Origin of the sequence: Bacillus sp. RK1064 (assembly GCF_051488405.1) — a bacterium.
GTDB lineage: Bacteria > Bacillota > Bacilli > Bacillales > Bacillaceae > Bacillus.
In genome coordinates this window covers 2,639,649-2,663,749 of sequence record NZ_JBPSCZ010000001.1, presented here as the reverse complement: position 1 = coordinate 2,663,749, position 24,101 = coordinate 2,639,649, and the positions used below count along the sequence as shown (strand labels likewise).

Here is a 24,101-nt window from a genome sequence, read left to right as displayed (position 1 = left end):
AGTATTCACCTCTCTTCCATAGTAGAACGTTTAAGTTGAATGAAGGAATCTATCATAATGACAGGATATATTGTCATTAATCCTATAACAACACCTGCCAGATGAACTTCATTAGGGTAACGCCAAGCAATCGCTACTGCGAGAATTGCGTTGGCCCACCTAGCTGTACTTCCCATTGAACGAATGGATTTTCCTTTTTTAACCGCTCGATCAAAAGCGTGCATTCTCCGTATAAGTAGGAATAAATTAAAGAAAGCAAAAATTGTGCCGATAATGAAACCAAGAAACAGTGGTTTAAAACCAGGCATGGCATAGCCAAACACAAAAATTGCCAATAGATAGAACATATATTTACTCTGTCTGCGGAAAATCGCGTTTGGATCGTTCATTCATCTGACTCCCGATGAAAAATATTGTAAAAAAGGTGATAAATGGTGATGAAAACTGCGTAGAAGACGCTTATGATAAGCAGTCCTGTTCGAAAAAAATCAATCACCCATCTGTCTAATTGCACAATCAGACTTGAAATCTAAAGATCTATGGGATGCTGCTTCATTCGCTGATACAAACCCTGATAATTAAAGGGTTCACAATGAGGATTAGTAGAGTGCTATAGGCTATGAAAACCTTACCATAATACCCTCGTTTAGCATACAATAGCGTCTATGATGTGTCAATCCGTTGAAAGTTAAAAAACTTTTCTATAGTGATAGAGCACACAAAATGTTCACAATTTCATCAAACTTTAGGAGACACGTGACATTCATTCAAAAAAACAGCTAATGTTCAGTATACATTGATTTTTCTAAGAACGATATCAACCGTTTGTCATATATTTCAAAAAGCCCACATGCACGTTTGCATGTGGGCTTTTATTAAAACATGTTATTTCGTTCCATACATACGGTCACCAGCATCACCAAGGCCTGGGATAATGTAGCCTTTTTCGTTCAATTTCTCATCTAATGCTGCAATGTAGATATCAACGTCAGGATGATGCTTTTGCATTTCTTCTACACCTTCAGGGGCAGCAATCAGACACATGAAGCGAATGTTTTTCGCCCCGCGTTTTTTCAAGCTGTTCAATGCTTCGACTGCTGAACCGCCAGTTGCAAGCATTGGATCTACTACGATAAATTCACGCTCTTCCACATCAGATGGAAGCTTCACATAATATTCAACAGGCTTTAATGTTTTCGGATCACGGTATAAACCGACATGTCCCACTTTAGCAGCTGGAATGAGTTTCAAAATCCCGTCCACCATTCCAAGACCTGCTCTTAAAATTGGCACAACACCGAGTTTCTTCCCAGAGATCACGTTTGATTTCGCTACTTGTACAGGTGTTTCTACATCCACCTCTTCAAGCGGTAAGTCTCTTGTGATTTCAAATGCCATTAATGTTGCGACTTCATCCACTAGCTCTCTAAATTCTTTTGTTCCTGTATGAACGTCACGAATATATGTAAGTTTGTGCTGAATAAGCGGGTGATCAAATACATAAACCTTTGCCATTGCTTGCTACAACTCCTTTTCTGTCATCTTCCGGTGAACTTTGCACACTTCCTACAATTCTACATAAAAAGACGTCATCTTTCAATATGATTCGCAAATCCTACAAAAAAAAACCCACATGCCAATAATAGGCAAATGGGTCTGCTTTTTAATAATCTAATTCGTTATATAGAGGGAAGCGGGCAGTTAGATCAGATACACGCTTTTTCGCTTCTTCTAATTTCGCTTCATCTTCATGATGTTTTAGAGCAAGCGCAATAATGGAACCGACTTCTTTCATCGCCTCTTGATCGAAACCGCGGCTTGTCACTGCTGCTGTACCAACACGTACACCACTTGTGACAAAAGGTTTTTCTGGATCATAAGGAATCGCATTTTTGTTCACTGTAATACCGATTTCATCAAGAACATTTTCTGCAATTTTTCCTGTGATGCCAAGAGAACGCAAGTCGATGAGAACAAGATGGTTATCCGTTCCACCAGATACAAGCTGAATATTTTCAGATAACAGAGTTTCAGCTAGCTGCTTTGCATTATCAATAACGTTTTGTGCATAAGTTTTGAAATCTCCGTTCAATACTTCACCGAAAGAAACAGCTTTTGCAGAGATGACATGCATCAGTGGTCCACCTTGAATACCAGGGAAGATCGATTTGTCGATCTTTTTACCAAACTCTTCACGGCATAGGATCATTCCGCCGCGAGGTCCACGCAATGTTTTGTGAGTTGTCGTTGTCACAAAATCTGCATAAGGAACTGGATTTGGATGAAGACCTACTGCAACAAGACCCGCAATGTGAGCCATGTCGACCATAAAGTAAGCACCGACTTCATCCGCAATCTCACGGAACTTTTTGAAATCAATTTGACGTGGGTATGCACTTGCACCCGCTACAATTAGCTTTGGCTTATGTTCACGTGCTTTTTCAAGTACATCTTGGTAGTCGATATGCTGCGTTTCTTTATCGACACCATATTCTACAAAGTTGTACTGTACACCACTAAAGTTGACAGGGCTTCCATGCGTTAAATGCCCGCCATGTGATAAGTTCATGCCTAGCACTGTATCGCCATGCTCAAGAATGGTAAAGTATACGGCCATATTCGCTTGAGCACCTGAGTGAGGCTGTACGTTCACATACTCAGCGCCAAAAATTTCTTTTGCGCGGTCACGTGCGATATCTTCTACAACGTCTACATGTTCACAGCCGCCATAGTAGCGTTTACCAGGGTAGCCCTCTGCATATTTGTTTGTTAATACAGAGCCCTGTGCTTCCATGACTGCTTCGCTTACAAAGTTTTCTGATGCAATTAATTCGATTTTGTCCTGCTGGCGTTTCCGCTCTAGTTGAATTGCCTTGAATACTTGTGCGTCTTGCTCAGGTAAATGTTTCATCAGCGAAATCCTCTCCAATCTATTTCCATTCGATGTTTTCACCATCTCATTGTACACGGTTTTTGAGTGAAATGTAAAAGTTTTTTTGGAAAATCGCCTTCTTTTTTTGCGAAAAACCGAATATTCAAGTGGTGAAGCGTCTTCATCATTCAACATTATATTAGAAATATGTCTAAGCTATGATCTTGTATAAACCGCTCGTTCTCCGCCAATCAGCTTCGGACGCGTTTTCGCAAAAGTCACATGTGCATGTCCTAATTGATGACGACTGAGGCGAACAGGTACAGCGACTCTCTTTAGATGCATCCCAATTAATGTATCACCGATATCGATTCCAGCATGCGCCTTGATGGATTCAACTAACACAGGATGTTCCATGTGCTGATACGCATGAGCCGCCATCGAACCACCCGCCTTTCGGACAGGTACTGCCGCTACAATCTCTAGGTTAAGCCGGAAAGCCACTTCTTCTTCCACAACAAGAGCACGATTCAGATGCTCACAGCACTGGAAAGCGAGCTCAATGCCAGTCTCTCGTCTTAGCTGATCCAATTCTTGATAGATAGACGCAGCTATTTGCTCACTTCCTGCTGTCCCAATATGCTCACCAGCCACTTCTGATGTACTGCAGCCGATCACTAAGATTTGCCCAGCACGCAGTTCGACCATTTGATGAAACTCTTTTAACATTTCAAGCCAATCTTGACCAATGTTCATGTTAAGCGCTCCTTATAGGTGCTTTTCTTCGTAATCAGCGATCTTACCAATCCGTACAGCATGTCGTCCTGCCGTAAATTCTGTTGTCAGCCAAATGTGCGCAATCTCACGTGCTAATCCAGGTCCAATGACTCGCTCTCCCATCGCAAGGACGTTTGTATCATTATGTTCTCTAGTCGCTTTCGCACTAAATGTATCATGCGCCAGCGCACAGCGAATTCCTTTCACTTTGTTTGCTGAGATGCTCATACCGATGCCTGTCCCGCAAATTAAAATGCCGCGGTCGACTTCTCCGTTTGCCACCATATTAGCTACAGGAAAAGCATAATCTGGGTAGTCTACAGAACCTGATCCACATTCACAACCCATATCAATGTATTCAATCTTCAATTCATCCATCAGTTGTTTGATTTCTTCACGAATATTCGTTCCGCCGTGATCGGATGCAATGGCTACTTTCATCGGGCAATTCCTCCTAAGGGTGAGTTGATCTGTCATGCCTTACATTTATTTTTTATTTACAGTTATATTTTAACCTCTGCCTAGTCATTTGCAAACAAAAGCAGAAAAACCGTTGACGCAACGGTTTTACAGGTTGTCCATTATGAGGATGTCTGATCTTTTTTCAATTTCTCAGCCAGTTGATAGAGCAATGCTTCAAGTTCATCACGTGTTTCCTGATAAACAGACAGACTTCCTCCAAACGGATCGGATACATCGCCTTCTGTTCCTGTCGCAAATTCCTTTAGAGTGAAGACCTTGTCTTTTGCATGCGCATATTGCTCCACAATCAACTGTTTATGCTGCATGGTCATGGTGAAGACGTAATCTGCTTCTCGCAGAAGATCCTCTGTCAGTTTTGATGAAGAGTGATTCAGTGGAATGCTTTTCTCAAATAATGCTTCGACCGCTTGAGGAGAAGCCTTCCCAGCATCTGAGGCAAAAATGCCCGCTGATTTAACAGTGACCTCTAAACCTTTATCATATGCAATTGAAGCAAAAAGGGCTTGAGCCATCGGACTTCTGCATGTATTTCCCGTACAAACAAATAAGATTTTCATCTTTCGCCCTCCTTTTCTTCTATTATATAGCATTTCATTCTACATGTTATGTAAGGAGACTGACTAGAGCGGAAATAATAATTTGATACCAAAGGCTAGTAAAATGATTCCGCCAAGCGCCCCGCTATATGATCCAACCCATGATCGAACCTGTTTACCGAGTAATAATCCAAGCCATGTGAGGATCATACTAAAAAAACCAAACAATAAAATGGTCATCCACACGTGAGAACCGTAAATTCCGAGACTTAAACCAACGGAAAAACTGTCTAAGCTGACACTTGTTGCAAAAAGAACGAGACCAGCCCCAACAGGTGCGATAAATGGTTTATCCTCTTTGCGAATAGACGCAACGATCATTTGCAGCCCGAGCACCAAAAGCAGCGCTCCGCCGATATAGGTGGCAAGGAGACCGAGCCAGCCTGATAGGAGCTGACCTGTCAGCATACCAAAAAGCGGCATAAACATATGAAATATCCCAATGACAAGTCCAATATAAATGATCTGGCGGAACCTCAGCTGAACCATCCCCATGCCAAGTCCAACCGAAAAAGCATCCATTCCCAGTGCAAAAGCCATGATGCTGAGCGTCAGCAATTCGCCAGCTAGTTCGTACATGTAAATCCCCCTTGGACACGCATTCTCCTTTAACCTATGTTTGTCCAAGAAGGGTTAGAACTATTTGAATGAAGAGAGGGTACGCCCTCCTGCCGCTTTTTGCAGACGGTTCATGATCGCTGAACCCACTCCCTGCTCTGAAAAGGCTTCTGAAATAATGACATCTACATCTGTCTCATCAAATTGTCTCAGTACACGATATAAGTTTGCCGCAATCGTTTCAGGTTTCCCTCTCCATCCACAGCTGAAAACAACATCTGCCGCAAACAACGATTTCTTTTCTTCTGTTGTCAGCACGCCCACTTTTAGACCTTCTGCCTGGTATGTTTGAATGTGATGCTGCATCTCTTCATCACTTCCAGAAAAAAGATACATTTGAGCTTCAGGTGCATAGTGTGTGTATTTCATTCCTGGCGATACAGGCGCTTCGTCCTTTTTTGTCAGCCCCGGGTCGATACTGACCGCTCCAACTACCTCTTCTAAAGCTTCTTTTGTAATCCCGCCAGGCCTTAAGATCACTGGAATCTCGTCGACACAGGATACAACCGTTGACTCAACGCCAATTCCAGTTGAACCGCCATCGACAATCCCAGCGATTCTTCCATCGAGATCACTCGCTACATGGTCAGCTTGTGTCGGTGAAGGTTTGCCTGAACGGTTGGCACTTGGTGCGGCAATCGGCAGACCAGCTGCTCGGATGAGCTCAAGCGCAATCGGATGGTCAGGCATTCTCACACCGACCGTGGATAAACCTGCTGTGACCTGCTTTGATAAAGCACCCGGCTTACATGGAAGAACAATGGTTAAAGCGCCCGGCCAAAAGGCTTCCATCAGCGCCTTTGCTTTTTCACTTTCTATTTGCGCAAATTCGTGAAGCTGCTGAACCTCCGCAATGTGGACAATCAATGGATTATCACTTGGACGCCCTTTCGCTTCATATATTTTCATGACAGCTTCTGTCTCTTTCGCATTTGCCCCTAGTCCGTAAACAGTCTCAGTCGGAAAAGCGACCACTTCGTTTTGCTGCAATAACACAGCTGCCTGTTCAATTTGTGGATAGTATGTGGATAAACTCTTTTCTAAATCCACAGACCACCTTTTTGTATTTAACATCATACAAACTCCTTTTAAAAAAGATAAAACTGTTGATATATCTCAATTATCCTTTTGAAAGTATAAAAGATGATGATCAATAAAACAAGCGTTGTCCACAATTTGTGGATAACGCTTGTTTAACAGTGGATAAGTATGTGTATAAGTCCAGTATGTTGTGATTAACTTCCTTTTTTATGAAGAACCACAGCTTGTTCTTTCGCCAATATCTCTTTTGCATGTGCAGATACCCACATGCTTTCTGGAATGTCCTCTAATGGCGTGAAGCCCATCAATGCCAAAAAGTCATGTGAGGAGGAGTGGTTTGCGACGACATAAAAAGTATCCACACCTATTTTTCCTCCGAGCGTTTGAACACTTTGGAACAAAGACACGATGTGTCCCTGACCTAGTTTATCTGATATGACAAGGGACCGCAGCAAGCCCTCTTGTTCACTAAGCTGTTCAAGACCTAAACACCCCGCCAGCTGACCGTCCGCATCTTCCATGACAACAAATGTCGTACGCTCTGCAAGCGTGACGCCGCCTTTCGCTTGTCCCTTTTCAAGAAAAGCATTGATCGCTGGGGCATCTTCTTCTGTGGCTATTCTTAATTGATAATACATGCTTTCACCTCTTTTTGATCTCTTACTTCAACTCTATGAGGCAAAAACAGATTTATACCTTTTTTAGGAGAAAAGACTAGAGACCCATTCGAATAAAAAGAATTTCACTTCACCGGTCTCTTCTTTCTCTTCTTTCACCACTTCATTAACAGACTCATCTGTTTGCTGCGCTGTCACTTGGTTATCCTCATCCCCCTCTGGCGATGCGATGGCTTCTCCATTTGAAAAATCGATAAAGCAGAGCGGCGGGAATAACACACACCACCAATTGGCTCCATCCCCTTCTCCAAGTGTAATTAAAATGGCTTCATATTCCCCTGCAGGATAGACGAAATTCCCATATAGCTTTGTTGGAAATGAGGCTTTTTGAAAGCTGACTGAGACGGATTGATCAATGTGCTGTTCCTTCAATTTCGCTTTGGCAATACGATTGATTTCTGGCAGCTTGGTCCGAATTACACGTCTTGCTTCTTCAATGGATGTGAGGTCTTTAACCCACTCTGTCATATTGGCATTGACCTCGTCACGAATGCTTCTTTTCACATCCTGATCCGCTGAACGATCACTATTTGCTAAAATGCGTAAACGGATCGCTTCGTCTGGTATTACAACAGGCTGATTTGCAGAAGCAGCCGCTGTCTCCTCCCTTCCAAGGTTTGCAAAAGCACCGCATAATAATAGAAACATATAAAGAAAAATCATCATTTTACTTTTAAACATGATGTGTTCCCCCCACTTTTTCTCTTCGCTACAAACATTGTGTCCAGGAAACCCATCTCATAAACAGACAAAATGATTTTTTTAATAGATTATAAGTCAAATCAAAAAAGCCGTCTCATTAAGAACGGCTTTGGAGTGAGGATTGGTAATCGGAAGGGTACAGTCTCCCATCCCAATCTCGGCTGATTTTTAACCCTGATTCTGTTTTGATGACAGTCATTGCTCCTTTTTTCTTGATTTCTTTTTTAACCTTTCCTTTTTGATCAATAAATTGAATCATCATTTCATAGTCAAATTCAATTCTGTCATCGCTTTCATCTGAAGGCGTAAACGTAATTTTCTTCAGCTTAATTTGACAATCTTGATCCTTTGCTGCTTCTAACACGCTCGGGAACATGCTGTCTTGTGTATATTCTTGATATTCATGCTCAGTTAAATAAAACTTCAGCTTCTCCTTCATGTCAGTTAGGTCATCTGTTCGATTCACTGTGTATTGTGCTTTTTTATAGCTTTCTCCAAATGCTGCTGCTTCTTTTTTAAAGCTCGGTTTACCACAAGCACTCACAATCAATAGTACACTGACGATGACCAACACCATCGCATACCTTCTGTTCACACCATTCGCTCCTTCAAAACAAATTTATGTAAAAAAATCATGATCAGAATGTTCATTCTTCTATATATACGTTTCTCTTTTACCATAAGTTTCATCTTTACATAATAAAATAGTCCGACTTTTTTCAGCCGGACTTTCCGTTTTGAATGTGTGCGCAAACAGCTCGGTCTTTCCCGTTTATGTCCTTGACGATGCGGACATCTGCCGCGGGAAATGACTGCAAGAGATGTGCTTTTACATCTTGCCCTTGCGTATGTCCAATTTCAAAGACAACGACCGCCTGCTCATGAAGTACACAGTGAAGATCACGAATGAGACGCTTGTAAAACCACAGACCATCACGTCCATCTGTCAGCGCATTCACTGGCTCATGCTTCGTAACCACCTCTGACAAACTGTCCATTTCTTCTGCTGCAATATAAGGTGGATTGGAAATAAACAGATCCACTTTGATGCCTTGATCCATGACTGGTTCAAGTAAATCTCCTTGTAAAAAATCAACGTCTGCACCAAGCGCTTGTTGATTCCGCTTTGCTACGGCAAGTGCTTCATGTGAAATATCCGTTGCTGTGACAGATAATGTTTCTTTTTCAAGAGCCAGCGTAATCGCAATTGCCCCGCTTCCTGTGCCAACGTCCACTGCTTTGAGCGGCTGATCGTGCGGGAAGACGTCACTCACCAGATTCAGCGCCGCCAAAACGACCTCTTCCGTTTCAGGACGAGGAATGAGAACATGTTTGTTCACCTCGAAGGGACGGCCGTAAAAGAATTCAATACCCGTTAGATGCTGAACAGGCACGCCTTTCTTATGCTGCGTGACAAACTCGCTGAACAACCGATCTTGCTCCTCTGGCAGCAGATCATGAAAACGTGCAAGAAGTTCACTTCTGCTTAGGCCCATTACATGCATCAAAAGGAGCTCTGCTGCGTTTTGGTCTCTACCGGCTTCCGTTAACAAAGAAGAAGCCCATTTAAGGGCTTCAAAGATGGTTCGCTGATTATTTTGCATTTTGAAGCTTTCTTGCTTGGTCTTCCATAATTAATGCATCTATGACCTCGTCAAGTTTTCCTTCTAAAATTTGATCAAGCTTTTGAATCGTCAATCCGATGCGGTGGTCCGTTACACGGTTTTGCGGGAAATTGTACGTACGGATACGCTCTGAACGATCCCCTGTTCCAACAGCAGATTTACGCGTTTGATCATATTCAGCCTGTGCTTCACGCTGGAATTTATCATAAATTCTCGCACGTAACACTTTCATGGCTTTTTCTTTGTTTTTGATTTGCGACTTCTCATCCTGACAGGATACAACCACACCTGTTGGAAGGTGAGTTAATCGAACAGCAGACATGGTCGTATTGACACTTTGTCCGCCAGGTCCGCTTGATGTGAAAGTATCTACACGGATGTCTTTTTCATGGATATCAATTTCAACTTCTTCAGCCTCAGGCAAGACAGCAACTGTCGCTGTTGATGTATGAATCCGTCCGCCTGATTCCGTTTCCGGAACACGCTGCACGCGGTGTGCGCCGTTTTCAAACTTTAGTTTGGAGTATGCGCCTTTCCCGCTGATCATAAAGATAATCTCCTTATAACCGCCTGTGCCAGTGACACTCGCTTCCATCACTTCCGTTTTCCAGCCTTGCATTTCAGCATAACGGCTGTACATACGGTAAAGATTTCCAGCAAAAAGCGCGGCCTCTTCTCCTCCCGCTGCACCACGAACCTCCACAATAACGTTTTTGTTGTCATTCGGATCTTTCGGGATCAGCAAGATTTTCAGCTCGTCTTCTAAACGTTCCGTTTCCTCTGTGAGCTCTGAAATTTCTTCTTTGACCATGTCGCGCATCTCGGCATCCAGCTTATCTTCCAGCATTGCTTTCGCTTCGCTCAACTGGTCGTATGCCGCACGATATTGTCTATATACCTCAACAGTTTCTTGAATATCAGATTGTTCCTTCGAATATTCACGAAGCTTCTTAGGGTCATTCACCACTTCAGGGTCACTTAAATATTCATTTAGCTTTTCATAGCGTTCTTCAATTGATTTTAAACGGTCTAACATGGTCTTCACCTCTGTTTTGTGCGTAACAGTCTAATTATAGTATAGCGGGGTATGACAGTCAAAAAAATTTCCAAAACAATTGATTTTCTGCAATTTTTCGCTAGAAAACACGATCTTTGGCGATTGGTTACTTGTTTTGTCTAACGTGAAGGAACAGTTCCTCCTTGAAGAGAATGGTACTTATAATTGAAAAAAGGGAGGGCATTTGGTTTGAATACAAATGAGGTTGCAAAAGAAATTGGCGTTTCTTCAAAAACGATTCAGCGTTGGGTCAAACAGCTCAACATCCCTGTCGCCCGGAATGAACTTGGACATTATGAATTTCATGAAGATATTGTACAGCTGCTCAAAGAAGTCAAACACCAAATGAGTGAGGGTGTGATTCTTCAAGACATTCGACTGCCAATCCACACAGAAACCGTTCAACAGTTATCACCTGCTGTAGAATCAGATGCCTCCACAAAGCGGATTGAAGCATTAGAAAAGCAAGTGAATCAGCTCATTCAGCAGCAATTGCGCAGCACTGATGTAGAAAAACGACTGCAAGAACTCGAACGGAAACTGGCTAAAAAAGCGGATGAAGGTGTATCATACCAGCTGCTCCAGCACCGGAGAGAAATTGAAGATCTGACCACTAAACTTGAGCTTCTTACCGAAAGATTAAAACAACCCTCTCAAATAGAAGAAAAAAAGGAAATCACGCACCCTGACATCAAAAAAAAGCGTGTGCTCTTCCCTCTGTTTCATTCATTTCGCTAAGAAAGGCTGCCTCAAGAGGCAGCCTTCTACTATATTATACGGTAAGTGCAATAATGATCGGTAATGTAATGAGTGACATGATGGCACTGATCACAAATGCGGATGCAGTTTCTGCCTCTTGTTTCTCAAATCGTGTGGCGATCATCGCTGCAACAGCTGAACCTGGGAAGGCAACAAGCAATACAGCTTTTGTAATTTCATCCGCCGAAAGGCCCATAAGAATGGCGATAAGATACATAAGAAGCGGTTGTACAGCTACTTTTAATAGTGCAATACTAAATGCTGGTAAGCTCAGTTTAATTTTTCGAATACCTACAGTGACACCGACTGCGAATAGTGCAACCCCTGATGTCACACTTCCGATTTCCTCTAACATTTCATGTCCGATTTCAGGAAGTTTAAATCCTAAAAGTACAAGAATGATACTTGCTAGCGGTGCAAGTGCAAGCGGCTCTGATAAACCGTGCAAAATCGCTTTTGTTGTCATTTTTAGGAAACTTTCGCCGTCTTTGGCTTTTCCTTTTGTTTTTTCACCGACAGTTGACACAATAATGGCAATTGGATCAAGCAATGCATTTACAACTATTCCGGTAATAGCAATCGGAATTGCAACTTCTTGAGCCCCAAATAAACTGCCCAAGACCGGAATCCCCATAAATGCAAAGGTCGGTTGTGCTGAGTTTAACGAGAAAACAGATGAATCTGTTAAATCATATTTAAAAGCAAATTTCGTAACTAAAAGGATAATGATATAAAAACCAACGATTCCGAAAATCAATGCAATGAAAAATGGAATTTGACTATAGAATTTATCTTTTGGTGTTGACAGAATGCTGGCGATAAAGTGCGCTGGCAAAGCATACTTTGTAACAAGTGTACTTACACCTTTTGCAGATTTAGCGTCATAGCTGCCGAAGTTCCCTGCGAACCAACCCAGCGCGATAACGAAAAAAATCGGTGCTAGGAGGATCAAAATATTTAAAAAGTCCATCTTACTATTCCTCCTTGAATCTTTTACATGTCTCTTATTTTATTTATTGCGGCATTGCTTAGATTACTCGAAACAATGCCGCGTTACACTTTTTATTATGCTCTTACAATTTTTTTATATTCAGGAATCCACATTGCATCTTTCACAGCTTGTTCGATGTTGTCAGGCGTTTTTCTTGCGACACCATCTTCAATAGCTGCTTTCGCTACTTCAACAGCCACATGGATTGACACTTCTTGCAATTTATCAATGCTTGGCAGTAGACCAGCACCTGGTTTCTCATGATCAACCATTTCAGCAATTGCATTCGCAGAAGCGACGAACATGGCTTTTGTGATGATTTTTGATTCTGTTACGATCGAACCAAGACCAAGTCCAGGGAAAACGAACGCATTGTTTGATTGTCCGATTTCATATTCGATTCCGTTATACTCAACGTTTTCGAACGGGCTTCCTGTCGCAATCAGTGCACGGCCGTCTGTCCATTTGAATAGATCCTCTGGCACTGCTTCAGCAAGTGGTGTTGGATTAGACATTGGCATGATCACTGGACGCTCTGTATGAGCTGCCATTTCTTTAATGATTTGTTCAGTGAATGCACCGCCTTGACCTGATGTACCGATAAGGATTGTTGGCTTCGCTTGGCGAACAGTTTCAGCAAATGAGATTTGTCCTTTTTCATCGCGTGCCCAGCCTTCTACTTCAGCAGAAGAACGAAGGTATGGTTTTTGGAAATCAAGCACTTCATCTTCAAATTGATCTGTTAGCAAACCTCTGTAGTCTAATGTCCAGAATGCATTGTTTGCTTCTTCTTCCGTTAGACCTTCAAGGACCATTGCGTCACGAACTTGATCTGCGATTCCGATACCAGCTGATCCAGCTCCGAAAATGACAACACGGTGATCTTTCAATTGAGTACCAGTTTTCTTGACAGCTGCAAGAACACCCGCTAAAGTAATGGCACCAGTACCTTGAATATCATCATTGAACGTTAAGATGTTATCATTGTATTTTTTCATGATGTTACGCGCATTTTTGTTTCCAAGGTCTTCCCAGTGAAGTAAGGCTTTCGGGAAGAATTTAAGCGCTGCTTTTACATAAGCATCAATGAATTCTTCGTATTTTTCACCTTGTACACGTTTGTGATGGTTTCCGATGTATAATGGATCATTCAATAATTTTTCATTGTTTGTGCCAACATCTAATACGACTGGAATCACGCGGCTTGGATCAATACCTGCTGCAGCCGTGTAAACAGCTAATTTACCGATTGCGATGTTGATACCACCAACACCCCAGTCACCAATTCCAAGAATGCTCTCAGAGTCAGTTGCAACGATAAGGTCAATATCTCCTGCTGTTGCATGTAAGTTTTCAAATGCTTTCTCAATGCCGTCAATGTTGTCGATTGAAAGATAGACACCATGAGGTCTTCTGTATTCATGGCTGTATTCTTGAATCGCTTCACCAACAGTTGGTGTGTACACAACAGGAAGCATTTCACGAAGCTTGTCTGTTAGAAGCTTATAGAACAATACTTCGTTACGGTTTTGCAAATCACTTAAGTATACGTTTTGACGAAGACGATCTGGTTGTGCCAGAAATTGCTTGTACGCTCTCTCCGCTTGTTGTTCTAAAGTGAGAACAGTTGGAGGAAGTAAGCCTTCTAGACCAAGCTCTTGTCTTTCTTCTTCAGAGAAAGCAACGCCTTTGTTCAACGTTGGAATCGATAATACATCTTTACCTGTCAAAGTGGTTTCGAGGTACCCTTCTTTTGTTTTCTTCACGTTGTTCATCAAAAACTACCCTCTTTCTAAAATATAAATAAAGTGAACTATTAATTTAAAGAACGATTAAGGAGAAAAATCCTTAATCAAAAAAATTATGACAAGAAATCGAACTTTTCGTTAAAATGCTTTACACTACAGTTAGTCATTTTATGCCTGCTTATGCTAAAACGCAAGCGTTGAAAATTAGATAATTTTTTCGTAGCGTTATTTAATTTATTTAAGTACAAATGATGGGTGTTCAGCCAAAATCTCGAAAAACGAAACACAGCGGCATTTGCTATTTTTTTAATTGTCAAGTGTTGTACCAACGTCAAGTCTTGGTACTTCATGGTGATGTCTGCATCGTGCTTCGTATGATTCCTGCGCACCTACTAAAATAATGGGATCATCATAGGATGCGGGTTTACCGTCGATCAAGCGTTGTGTTCTACTCGCTGGGGAGCCGCATACCGAACAAACTGCTTGAAGTTTTGTTACAAGCTCTGCACATGCCATTAAATGCGGAACAACACCAAATGGCTCTCCTCTGAAATCTTGATCAAGGCCTGCAACAATGACTCGGTAACCTTTATCAGCCAATTGAGTGACAATGTCAATGATTGTCTCATCAAAAAATTGCACCTCATCAATGCCAATGACATCGGTTCTTTCTGATATGTGCGTTATTATGTCTTTTGGTGAGGCTACTGCAATCCCATCGACTGATGAACCGTTATGTGAGACAACTGAGCTTGTACTATATCGGTTATCAATCGCTGGTTTGAATATTTTTACTTCTTGTTTGGCAAAGGTGGCTCTTTTGGCTCTCCGAATCAATTCTTCCGACTTTCCAGAAAACATACTTCCGCAGATGACTTCAAGCCAACCGCTTTGTTTCATCACATACATAAGGTCTTCTCCCCCGTTTTAAAGTTCCATCAATCCACGTAAAAAAACAGGCAAGAACGGATTCCTGCCTGTTTATTGTATCTATTATTACTTAAGACCGTATTTTTTGTTAAAGCGGTCAACACGTCCATCAGCAGAAGCGAATTTTTGACGGCCTGTATAGAAAGGATGGCACTCAGAGCAAATCTCGATGCGTACCTCTTCTTTTACTGATCCAGTTTCAAACTCATTTCCACAAGCGCATTTGACTGTAGCTTTTTTGTAGTTAGGATGAATTCCTGTTTTCATCTACTGTCATCTCCTTCCGCCCTGAATCCAATTCGGAAACAGAGTTAATATCTCAGAATAAATTCTGAAACGCACATGATGAAATTATAACAGTGTGAGTCTATGATTGCAAATGTATTTTTTCAACAAGCTATCTTCTTGATGCAGACATGTTCGCTTGTTTCCATTCTTGCGTTAAAATATCGAAAAATTCTTGGTTTGTCTTTGTTTTTCTCATTTTGCGCATGAACTTCTCAGCAAAGTCAGGTGTATCTGACATTGATTTTCTCATCGCCCATAGACGGTCAAGATGCTCTTTTGGTACAAGCAGTTCTTCTTTTCTCGTACCAGAACGACGAATGTCGATCGCTGGGAAAATTCTTCTTTCTGCAAGAGATCGGTCCAAATGAAGCTCCATGTTCCCCGTTCCCTTAAACTCCTCATAAATCACATCATCCATACGTGATCCCGTATCCACAAGCGCAGTGGCTAAAATCGTCAAGCTTCCTCCTTCTTCAATGTTACGCGCAGCACCAAAGAAGCGTTTTGGACGGTGGAAAGCCGCTGGATCAATACCGCCGGAAAGCGTTCGGCCGCTTGGCGGGATGACAAGGTTGTATGCACGAGCAAGCCTTGTGATGCTGTCCATTAAGATGATGACATCTTTCTTATGTTCAACAAGACGCATGGCACGCTCTAATACAAGCTCTGCTACTTTAATGTGGTTTTCCGGTACTTCGTCAAAGGTTGAACTAACAACATCCCCTGCAACAGAACGTTCGATATCTGTTACTTCCTCCGGGCGTTCGTCAATCAAAAGGACAATCAGCTCTGACTCTGGGTGATTTACAGAAATGCTGTTGGCAATTTCTTTGAGCAAAATGGTTTTCCCAGCCTTAGGCGGTGCAACAATTAAACCACGCTGCCCAAATCCAACTGGCGCCATCATATCCATAATTCTAGTAGACAGGTGATTAGGCTGTGTTTCAAGAATCATTTGACGATCAGGGAATAGCGGCGTGAGTGCAGGAAAGTGAACACGTTCCTTAGCTGATTCTGGGTCGTCCCCATTTACCGCTTCTACATGAAGGAGGCCATAGTAGCGTTCATTCTCTTTTGGAGGTCGTACCTTTCCAGACACCTTATCTCCGTTTCGTAAATCAAAGCGTCTGATTTGTGAAGCTGAAATATAAATGTCTTCAGAACTTGGAGAGTAGTTAATTGGTCTTAAGAAACCAAATCCCTCAGACTGAATAATTTCAAGAACCCCTTCCATAAATAAGAGATCCTCTTGCTCAGCGTTCGCCTTTAAGATGGCAAAAATTAATTCTTTTTTTGTTAGTTTGCTGTAATAAGAGATTTTGTATTTTTTTGCTAACTCATACAGCTCTTTTAATTTCATATTTTCCAAAGATGAAATCGAAACATCTTTCAATATGGACACCACACTTTTCTAGTCAATGTATTTCATTACAAATGCATGACCAATGTATTTGATTAGCTTTTAATTCCGTTTTTGTTGGAATGACCTCGCTCTCATGGTAACGCTCCCACTCGTTTTATCTTAAAAGATAGGAACAATGTGAAATTGAGCTTTGTCAACATAGAGAAGGATAATGAGTATATCGTCATGATGCGGCAGTTTTAAACTTGTTGAAGCTTAAAAGAAGTAAATTCGCAGAAAATTTCGCAGCACTCTTTAGTTTTACCTCATTTGCAGAGAATATTCAACTTTAAAAAGAAAATGATATACATTTGACACCTATATGAAAAGCGGGTAATGAATACCCGCTTTCAGATTACGGACGAATGACAAGATTCGGTTTTTTCTTTAAGCTGTGTCTGCCGTCTACGAAACGAACTGTACCCGATTTCGCACGCATAACAACACTATGTGTTGTTCCAACAGAGCCTTTGAATTGAACACCTTTTAATAGCTCGCCGTCTGTTACACCAGTCGCTGCAAAAATGGCATCATCACCTTTTACAAGGTCTTCCATTCTTAGGACTTTGCCAACATCCAGCCCCATTTTCTCACAGCGTCTTAGTTCTTCTTCACTTTGAGGAAGAAGCTTTCCGTGGATTTCACCACCAAGTGCCTTTAACGCAACAGCAGAAAGGACACCTTCTGGCGCTCCGCCTGAACCAAATAGAATATCAACACCTGTGTGATCAAATGCTGTATTAATAGCTCCTGCAACGTCACCATCATCGATCAGTTTAATTCTTGCTCCTGCTTCTCTCAGTTCAGCAATAATTTTCTCATGTCGATCTCTGTTTAAAATCGTTGCAACGACATCTTCAATATCTTTGTTTTTTGCTTTTGCCACAGCGCGAAGATTATCAATGACAGGCGCTTCGATGTCGATGCAGCCTACCGCTTCTGGACCTACTGCGATCTTATCCATGTACATATCAGGTGCATTCAGCAGGTTGCCATGATCTGCAACCGCAATAACAGCTAAGGCATTCCAGCCGCCGCTTGCCACAATATTTGTTCCTTCTAACGGATCAACAGCAACATCCACGCGGGGTCCGTATCCGTTCCCAAGCTTTTCCCCAATATAAAGCATTGGTGCTTCGTCCATTTCTCCCTCGCCAATGACCACTGTTCCTTTCATCGGAATGGTATCAAATACATCACGCATTGCACTTGTTGCAGCATCATCTGCTTCGTCTTTTAATCCTCTTCCCATCCAACGGGCAGATTTTAATGCGGCTGCTTCTGTCACCCGTACTAGTTCCATCGATAAACTTCTTTCCATTTTTGTCCAAATCTCCTCTCACAGTCAAAGCCTTACGAATTTTGAAGTTCTTCTATTTCTTGGTCATTCAGCTTTTCACGCCAGATGGTTGCACCCAAGCCTTCAAGCTTCTTCTCAAGCAAACTATATCCTCTGTCTATATGTTCAAGCCCTGTGATTTCGGTCACACCGTCTGCCATTAACCCTGCAACGACGAGACAAGCACCTGCACGAAGGTCACTTGCTTTGACCTTTGCTCCTTGAAGCTGCGTTTGCCCAGTTATAATGGCAGATCTACCTTCGACCTTCATGTTTGCACCCATTCGACGCAATTCGTCAATGTGCTTAAAGCGGGCTGAGTAGATCGTATCTGTGACCACACTCGTGCCTTTCGCCTTTGTTAAGAGCGCCGTCATCGGCTGCTGAAGGTCAGTCGGAAAGCCCGGATACACAAGGGTTTTGATATCGACAGGCTTGAGTCCTTCGTTTCTGCCAACGATCAGCATCTGATCGTTGCTCGTTTCAATGGTGAACCCCATTTCTCTAAGTTTCGCCGTAATTGATTCTAAATGAGTTGGGATCACATTATCAAGAACAACTTCATCTCCCATCGCAGCACCAGCAATTAAAAATGTGCCTGCTTCTATGCGGTCAGGGATGATGGAATGCTTACAGCCATGAAGAGATTCTACACCTTCGATTCGAATCACATCAGTACCCGCACCTTTGATTTTGGCTCCCATGCTTGCAAGCAGTGTCGCTACATCAATAATTTCGGGTTCTTTTGCGGCATTTTCAATCACCGTTTTTCCTTCAGCCAGTACGGCTGCCAGCATGATATTGATGGTCGCACCTACACTGACAACATCAAGGTAAATACGAGCTCCGACTAATTTTTCAGCGCGCAAATAAATCGCACCCTGCTCGTTTGTCACCTCGGCACCAAGTGCTTCAAAGCCTTTGATATGCTGATCGATCGGCCTAGGTCCTAAGTGACATCCTCCTGGCAGTCCGATGACAGCCTGCTTGAACCTGCCGAGCATGGCTCCCATTAAATAATAGGATGCACGCAGTTTCTTCACCTTTCCATTAGGAAGCGGCATACTGATCATGGAAGAAGGATTGACGATCATTTCACCTTTTTCAAACGTAACCTTTCCGCCAATCTCTTCTAACAGATCTCGTAATGTGTCAATATCTGAAATATGCGGAAGGCCCTCAATGGTTACTGGAGAATCAGCGAGAATCGTGGCAGGAATCAGTGCCACTGCACTATTTTTCGCACCACTAATATGTACGGTCCCGCGCAAAGGGTCACCGCCGGCAATGTTTAACTTTTCCATATTTGTCTCCCTTCTTAAAGAAGATCACTGTTGGAGTTATACTGTTTGTGGATGTCGCGCTTTAAAAGGTCTTGTCCAAAATTTAGCCAATATCAAGAGAAAGAATACAGGTTAAACGAAATTTGTCGGAAGAAAAATAATCGAAGCTTTGCGAGGCTGTGATGTTCTCTTCTTTGCACAAAACATTTCTTAGCGTTTTTAAGGAAAACTGCGGCAAACGGGAGACAATCCCGCATGCCACAATCACTTATTTATTCCAGTCTGCTAAAAATTGCTCAATGCCTGCATCCGTTAACGGGTGTTTTGTCAGCTGCTTGATGACTTTCAGCGGCATTGTGCCGATATGAGCACCTCTAAGCGCAGCTTCTGTCACGTGCTGCGGGTGACGAATGGATGCAGCAATGATTTGTGTATCTAATCCGTGAACATCAAAAATGGTTTTCACTTCGCTGATGAGATCGAGACCATTTTGGCCAATGTCATCTAAGCGGCCGAGGAATGGAGAGACATACGTTGCACCAGCTCTAGCTGCAAGCAATGCCTGGTTTGCACTAAAAATCAAAGTGACGTTTGTTTTAATACCAAGGTCTGTTAACGCTTTGACAGCTTTAAGGCCATCTGTTGTCATCGGTACTTTGACCGTGATATTTGGTGCGATGGCAGCAAGCTCTTTTCCTTCTTCAATCATTTCCTCTGCTTTAAGGGAAATCACTTCTGCACTGACAGAACCTGATACGACGTCAGTGATTTCGCGAAGACGGTCGTGGAATGATACGTCCTTTTCTTTCGCTACTAAACTAGGGTTTGTTGTGACGCCTGCTAAAATGCCAAGCTCGTGCGCCTCTTTGATGTCTGCGATATTCGCTGTATCTACGAAAAATAACATAACCGTGCCACTCTCCTATCAATAAATTGTCTGAAATGTAAATTTTGATTGCGCTTTCTCAAGATATGGAGAAAACCGCCTGTGACTCAGGCGGCTTTCGGTTCTCATCAAATTATGCTTGGTTAGAAGAACCAAATTCGCGCATTTTGCCGATAACAGTCGCTTTAATTGCGTCACGAGCTGGTCCAAGATATTTACGTGGATCATACTCTTCTGTTTTTGCAGCAAGTGTTTCGCGTACTGCTTTCGCAGAAGCAATTTGGTTTTCAGTGTTTACATTTATTTTTGCTGTACCAAGTGAAATTGAACGCTTGATGTCAGCAGTTGGGATACCTGTTCCGCCATGAAGAACAAGTGGAAGGCCTGTCATTTTACCAATTTCTTCCATTTCAGCGAAACCAAGGTTTGGTTCACCTTTGTATGGACCATGAACTGAACCTAGTGCAGGTGCAAGGCAGTCAATGCCAGTGCGTTCTACAAGCTCTTGGCATTCTTTTGGATCAGCATAAATAACGCCCTCAGCGATGACGTCGTCTTCTTGTCCGCCAACAGTTCCAAGCTCAGCTTCTACAGATACACCGTGGAAATGTGCAAGCTCAACTACTTTCGCAGTTGTTGCTACGTTCTCATCGAATGGGTGGTGAGAAGCGTCGATCATGACAGAAGTAAATCCTGCATGGATTGCTTTTGCACAAGATTCAAAGCTTGAACCGTGATCTAAATGAATCGCAACAGGAACTGTTACATTATATTCTTCGATTAACGCTTTAACCATTGCGACAACTGTTTTGAAGCCGCCCATGTAGCGTCCTGCTCCTTCAGATACTCCTAAGATAACTGGAGATTTCTCTTCTTCAGCAGCTTGTAAAATCGCTTGCGTGAATTCTAAATTATTTAAGTTAAACTGTCCAACAGCGTAACCTTTTTCCTTTGCGTCTTTCAACATTTCTGTCATTGAAACTAAAGGCATGATGAAAAATCCTCCCTATGTAGCTAATTTGCTTACTAAAAAAAGCTCTCCACCCTAGCATGACCAGAATTTCTCGCCATATGTAAACTTTCAAAGTCAGATCGCTTTCTTCTTCTTATCTAGGATACCAATTATTCGACAAATCGGCAACAGAATGACTCGATTCAATCATTTCCATCTAACCATTTGTTTCGAGCGGCAAGTATTCTTTGACAGCATCTCGGATTTCATCAATATCAAATGGTTTCGCAAAGTGAGTCAATGCACCGAGTTCTTTTGATTCTTGGATCATGTCTAATTCGCCATAGGCTGTCATAATGATGACACGGATGTCTTCATCAATTAATTTCATGCGTTTTAAAATTTCAATACCATCCATTCCGGGAATCTTCATATCAAGCAGGACAAGGTTTGGTCTATGATTTTTCACAATATCTAACGCCTGAAGTCCATTGGCTGCTTGGAAGGTTTGATAGCCTTCTTTATGAAACACTTCATTCAATAATATTCTAATACCGTATTGATCATCGACAATTAAAATTTTCTCATTCATCTGTTACACCCCATTGCTTTCATTTTTCGCCATAAAAAGAGCTGTTGTTAAATAATTCTGTTTGATTTTCACATTTCCTTTATTTATAATAGTTTACTTTACGACATTTTCTGAGCATTTTTCCTAATATTCTCTTTATATTCTATTATAAAATGATCTGACCGAAGGAGGAAATCAGTCTTGTTAAAAATTTTCACGACCCAGTTATCAGGTATTTTTTCACGTATTGGAGAAAAGCAGGCTGAAGCGATCGAGGATGGTGCACGCCTTCTTGCACAAGCCGTTGTCAGTGGACATGCTGTTTATTTTCACGGAAAGAATGAACTGGCTGCTGTAGCCCTAGAGGCAACTGAAAGCAAGGAGCCATTTCCAGGTGCGAAAGTACTGCCGCTTGATCAAACGGAGCTCAGCTTGCTTCATCCAAGTGACAGGGTGCTGCTATTTTATTCAGACCCAGAAGACGAGGAGATTCAATCTCTTGTAAAAGAGCTGCACGCTCAAGGTACGCCCATTGTTGGTGTCGGTCCAGCACAAAAGGAGCCGTCCATGATTGAAGAGCATTGTGATGTCCACATTGATTTTCAGCTCAAGAAACCGCTTGTGCCCGCTGATGACGGAACAAGGTTCGGTTATCCTGCTTTAATGACATGCTTATACGTCTACCACGCTCTATCGTTTACTGTGAAAGAAATCGTTGAGGAATATGAATAAAAAAACTGCCGAGAAGATCATATTCTCGGCAGTTTTTAATTTATTTTGATTCAGATGCTTGCAGTGAAGCACCAACGAAATCTCTAAATAATGGCTGTGGTCTTGTCGGTCTTGAGACGAATTCTGGGTGGAACTGAGAAGCAAGGAACCAAGGATGATCCTTCAGCTCGATAATTTCAACAAGACGTCCGTCTGGGCTTGTACCAGAGAAGACAAAGCCTGCGGCTTCCATTTGCTGTCTGAATTCATTATTAAACTCATAGCGATGACGGTGGCGTTCGTAGACCACTTCGTCATTGTATGCAGCAAATGCTTTTGAGTCTTCATTTAATTTACATGGATACAGACCAAGACGAAGTGTTCCGCCTAGATCATCTACATCCTTCTGTTCTGGGAGAAGGTCAATGATTGGGAATGCTGTTTCAGGATCAATTTCCGCTGAATGAGCTCCCTCAAGGCCTAGTACGTTTCTCGCATATTCGATCGACGCAACTTGCATTCCTAAGCAGATTCCGAAGAATGGCACTTTGTTTTCACGGGCATATTGTGTAGCAATGATTTTCCCTTCCACTCCGCGGTCTCCGAAGCCTCCAGGAACGATGATGCCGTCTACATCTTGCGCGAAATCAGCCATATTTTTTGCTGTCACTTCTTCTGCATTGATCCATTTGATTTGAACGTCTGCATCAAATGCATAACCAGCATGGCGAAGTGATTCAACGACAGAAATGTATGCATCTTGCAGTTCAACATATTTTCCTACTAGACCAATTGTGACTTGTTTTGAGAGATTTTGTACTTTATCGACTAGCGCTGTCCACTCCGTCATGTCTGCATCTTGGCAGTCAAGTTTCATATGTTCACATACAAGCTTGTCTAGTCCTTGTTTTTGTAAATCAAGCGGAATAGAGTACAGCGTGTCTGCATCCTGACATTCGATAACAGCTTTTGTATCAATATCACAGAATAACGCAATTTTGTCCTTCATGTCTTGGGTCATTGGCATTTCAGTTCTGACCACAATAACGTTTGGCTGGATACCAAGGCTGCGGAGTTCTTTTACACTATGCTGTGTTGGTTTTGTTTTCAGTTCACCTGCTGCTCGGATGTAAGGAACAAGGGTACAATGAATGTACATCACGTTTTCACGGCCAATGTCACTCTTCATTTGACGAATCGCTTCAAGGAAAGGAAGGGATTCGATGTCTCCTACTGTTCCGCCGATTTCTGTAATGACCACATCTGCACCTGTTTCTTTTCCGGCACGGTACACGCGATCTTTGATTTCATTTGTAATATGGGGAATAACCTGTACGGTTCCGCCTAAATAGTCGCCTCGGCGCTCTTTCTTCAGAACAGTAGAGTAGATTTTACCCGTTGTGACGTTGCTGTACTTATTTAAGTTAATATCAATGAAGCGCTCGTAGTGACCTAAGTCAAGGTCTGTTTCAGCACCGTCATCTGTGACGAAGACCTCACCGTGCTGATATGGACTCATCGTCCCTGGGTCTACGTTGATATATGGATCGAATTTTTGAATGGTGACATCCATCCCTCTATTTTTCAGAAGGCGGCCTAACGATGCAGCCGTGATCCCTTTTCCAAGTGAGGAAACAACTCCTCCTGTTACAAAAATATACTTTGTCATTTCGTATGCTCCTCTCTTTTTTACCCTTGCATGACTAGACATGCACAGCTTCATCCTTTTTAGAGTGTATCCCTAAATCTCTTGAAAAATAAGAAAGCTCCCTTTCAAATAAATGAAAGGGAGC

At 42.2% G+C, this 24,101-nt stretch carries 26 protein-coding genes; 2 read left to right on the top strand and 24 right to left on the bottom strand.

The features are described from left to right. Positions 1–5: 5 nt before the first annotated feature. The 13 genes from ACSSTM_RS13615 to prfA all read right to left on the bottom strand — a co-directional run bounded on the left by ACSSTM_RS13615 (position 6) and on the right by prfA (position 10,427). Positions 6–389, bottom strand: a complete 384-nt coding sequence (locus ACSSTM_RS13615) for an ATP synthase subunit I (RefSeq protein ID WP_024423731.1) — start codon at positions 387–389, stop codon at positions 6–8. Between the two features lie 496 nt (positions 390–885). After that, a complete protein-coding gene (gene upp / locus ACSSTM_RS13610) occupies positions 886–1,515 on the bottom strand; it encodes a uracil phosphoribosyltransferase (RefSeq protein WP_003214553.1) in 630 nt (209 codons plus the stop codon). Between the two features lie 148 nt (positions 1,516–1,663). After that, positions 1,664–2,911, bottom strand: coding sequence for a serine hydroxymethyltransferase (gene glyA, locus ACSSTM_RS13605; protein ID WP_034660289.1), 1,248 nt, complete (start codon positions 2,909–2,911; stop codon positions 1,664–1,666). A 177-nt stretch (positions 2,912–3,088) separates the two neighbouring features. Next, a complete protein-coding gene (locus tag ACSSTM_RS13600; RefSeq protein WP_034660290.1) occupies positions 3,089–3,628 on the bottom strand; it encodes a TIGR01440 family protein in 540 nt (179 codons plus the stop codon). Between the two features lie 12 nt (positions 3,629–3,640). After that, the gene (gene rpiB / locus ACSSTM_RS13595) at positions 3,641–4,090 is read right to left on the bottom strand and encodes a ribose 5-phosphate isomerase B (RefSeq protein WP_003214714.1); all 450 of its coding nucleotides are present in this window, start codon (positions 4,088–4,090) and stop codon (positions 3,641–3,643) included. A 140-nt stretch (positions 4,091–4,230) separates the two neighbouring features. Further along, positions 4,231–4,689: a low molecular weight protein arginine phosphatase gene (locus ACSSTM_RS13590; protein WP_095285681.1), complete on the bottom strand. Its 459-nt coding sequence runs from the start codon at positions 4,687–4,689 to the stop codon at positions 4,231–4,233. 63 nt (positions 4,690–4,752) lie between these two features. Further along, entirely contained in the window at positions 4,753–5,307 is a 555-nt protein-coding gene (locus tag ACSSTM_RS13585) for a manganese efflux pump MntP (RefSeq protein ID WP_034660292.1), read from the bottom strand. 60 nt (positions 5,308–5,367) lie between these two features. After that, positions 5,368–6,420 (bottom strand): L-threonylcarbamoyladenylate synthase, encoded by a 1,053-nt coding sequence (locus ACSSTM_RS13580; RefSeq protein WP_095285680.1) that lies wholly within the window; start codon positions 6,418–6,420, stop codon positions 5,368–5,370. 161 nt (positions 6,421–6,581) lie between these two features. After that, the gene (locus ACSSTM_RS13575; protein WP_034660294.1) at positions 6,582–7,025 is read right to left on the bottom strand and encodes a GNAT family N-acetyltransferase; all 444 of its coding nucleotides are present in this window, start codon (positions 7,023–7,025) and stop codon (positions 6,582–6,584) included. Positions 7,026–7,088: 63 nt separating this feature from the next. Beyond that, on the bottom strand, positions 7,089–7,745 hold the full coding sequence (spoIIR, locus tag ACSSTM_RS13570) for a stage II sporulation protein R (RefSeq protein ID WP_095285679.1): 657 nt from the start codon (positions 7,743–7,745) through the stop codon (positions 7,089–7,091). A gap of 118 nt (positions 7,746–7,863) precedes the next feature. Continuing rightward, positions 7,864–8,343: a hypothetical protein gene (locus ACSSTM_RS13565; RefSeq protein WP_034660296.1), complete on the bottom strand. Its 480-nt coding sequence runs from the start codon at positions 8,341–8,343 to the stop codon at positions 7,864–7,866. A 142-nt stretch (positions 8,344–8,485) separates the two neighbouring features. Then, positions 8,486–9,370 (bottom strand): peptide chain release factor N(5)-glutamine methyltransferase, encoded by an 885-nt coding sequence (gene prmC, locus ACSSTM_RS13560; RefSeq protein ID WP_095285678.1) that lies wholly within the window; start codon positions 9,368–9,370, stop codon positions 8,486–8,488. Next, positions 9,360–10,427 carry a peptide chain release factor 1 gene (gene prfA, locus ACSSTM_RS13555; RefSeq protein WP_095285677.1) on the bottom strand — a complete coding sequence of 356 codons (1,068 nt, stop codon included), beginning with the start codon at positions 10,425–10,427 and terminating at the stop codon, positions 9,360–9,362. Before prfA ends, prmC begins: the two co-directional genes overlap by 11 nt. Before the next feature lie 210 nt (positions 10,428–10,637). Here prfA and racA point away from each other — a divergent pair, with 210 nt between their 5' ends. Next, entirely contained in the window at positions 10,638–11,186 is a 549-nt protein-coding gene (gene racA / locus ACSSTM_RS13550) for a chromosome-anchoring protein RacA (protein WP_034660299.1), read from the top strand. 34 nt (positions 11,187–11,220) lie between these two features. On the opposite strand, the gene ACSSTM_RS13545 is transcribed toward racA, so the two are convergent. From ACSSTM_RS13545 to ACSSTM_RS13500, 10 genes are all read right to left on the bottom strand, one after another. Then, entirely contained in the window at positions 11,221–12,177 is a 957-nt protein-coding gene (locus ACSSTM_RS13545; RefSeq protein WP_034666496.1) for an AEC family transporter, read from the bottom strand. Between the two features lie 95 nt (positions 12,178–12,272). Continuing rightward, the gene (malS, locus tag ACSSTM_RS13540; RefSeq protein ID WP_106030613.1) at positions 12,273–13,973 is read right to left on the bottom strand and encodes an oxaloacetate-decarboxylating malate dehydrogenase; all 1,701 of its coding nucleotides are present in this window, start codon (positions 13,971–13,973) and stop codon (positions 12,273–12,275) included. A 279-nt stretch (positions 13,974–14,252) separates the two neighbouring features. Further along, positions 14,253–14,855, bottom strand: a complete 603-nt coding sequence (locus tag ACSSTM_RS13535) for a thymidine kinase (RefSeq protein ID WP_003214626.1) — start codon at positions 14,853–14,855, stop codon at positions 14,253–14,255. An 87-nt stretch (positions 14,856–14,942) separates the two neighbouring features. Beyond that, positions 14,943–15,143, bottom strand: coding sequence for a 50S ribosomal protein L31 (gene rpmE, locus ACSSTM_RS13530; RefSeq protein WP_003215407.1), 201 nt, complete (start codon positions 15,141–15,143; stop codon positions 14,943–14,945). Between the two features lie 130 nt (positions 15,144–15,273). Beyond that, positions 15,274–16,557 (bottom strand): transcription termination factor Rho, encoded by a 1,284-nt coding sequence (gene rho, locus ACSSTM_RS13525; protein ID WP_106030614.1) that lies wholly within the window; start codon positions 16,555–16,557, stop codon positions 15,274–15,276. Between the two features lie 364 nt (positions 16,558–16,921). After that, positions 16,922–17,887 (bottom strand): class II fructose-bisphosphatase, encoded by a 966-nt coding sequence (gene glpX / locus ACSSTM_RS13520; protein WP_012011567.1) that lies wholly within the window; start codon positions 17,885–17,887, stop codon positions 16,922–16,924. A gap of 32 nt (positions 17,888–17,919) precedes the next feature. After that, positions 17,920–19,209: a UDP-N-acetylglucosamine 1-carboxyvinyltransferase gene (locus ACSSTM_RS13515; RefSeq protein WP_034660302.1), complete on the bottom strand. Its 1,290-nt coding sequence runs from the start codon at positions 19,207–19,209 to the stop codon at positions 17,920–17,922. Between the two features lie 247 nt (positions 19,210–19,456). Further along, positions 19,457–20,095 carry a fructose-6-phosphate aldolase gene (fsa, locus tag ACSSTM_RS13510; protein WP_034660303.1) on the bottom strand — a complete coding sequence of 213 codons (639 nt, stop codon included), beginning with the start codon at positions 20,093–20,095 and terminating at the stop codon, positions 19,457–19,459. A gap of 112 nt (positions 20,096–20,207) precedes the next feature. Continuing rightward, positions 20,208–21,065 carry a class II fructose-bisphosphate aldolase gene (locus ACSSTM_RS13505; protein WP_034660304.1) on the bottom strand — a complete coding sequence of 286 codons (858 nt, stop codon included), beginning with the start codon at positions 21,063–21,065 and terminating at the stop codon, positions 20,208–20,210. A gap of 178 nt (positions 21,066–21,243) precedes the next feature. Next, on the bottom strand, positions 21,244–21,618 hold the full coding sequence (locus tag ACSSTM_RS13500) for a response regulator (protein WP_003214681.1): 375 nt from the start codon (positions 21,616–21,618) through the stop codon (positions 21,244–21,246). A gap of 180 nt (positions 21,619–21,798) precedes the next feature. Here ACSSTM_RS13500 and ACSSTM_RS13495 point away from each other — a divergent pair, with 180 nt between their 5' ends. Beyond that, positions 21,799–22,329 (top strand): DUF2529 domain-containing protein, encoded by a 531-nt coding sequence (locus ACSSTM_RS13495; protein ID WP_034660305.1) that lies wholly within the window; start codon positions 21,799–21,801, stop codon positions 22,327–22,329. Between the two features lie 40 nt (positions 22,330–22,369). Here ACSSTM_RS13495 and pyrG read toward each other — a convergent pair whose 3' ends face one another. Further along, positions 22,370–23,977: a glutamine hydrolyzing CTP synthase gene (gene pyrG, locus ACSSTM_RS13490; protein ID WP_034660306.1), complete on the bottom strand. Its 1,608-nt coding sequence runs from the start codon at positions 23,975–23,977 to the stop codon at positions 22,370–22,372. Between the last annotated feature and the right edge of the window lie 124 nt (positions 23,978–24,101).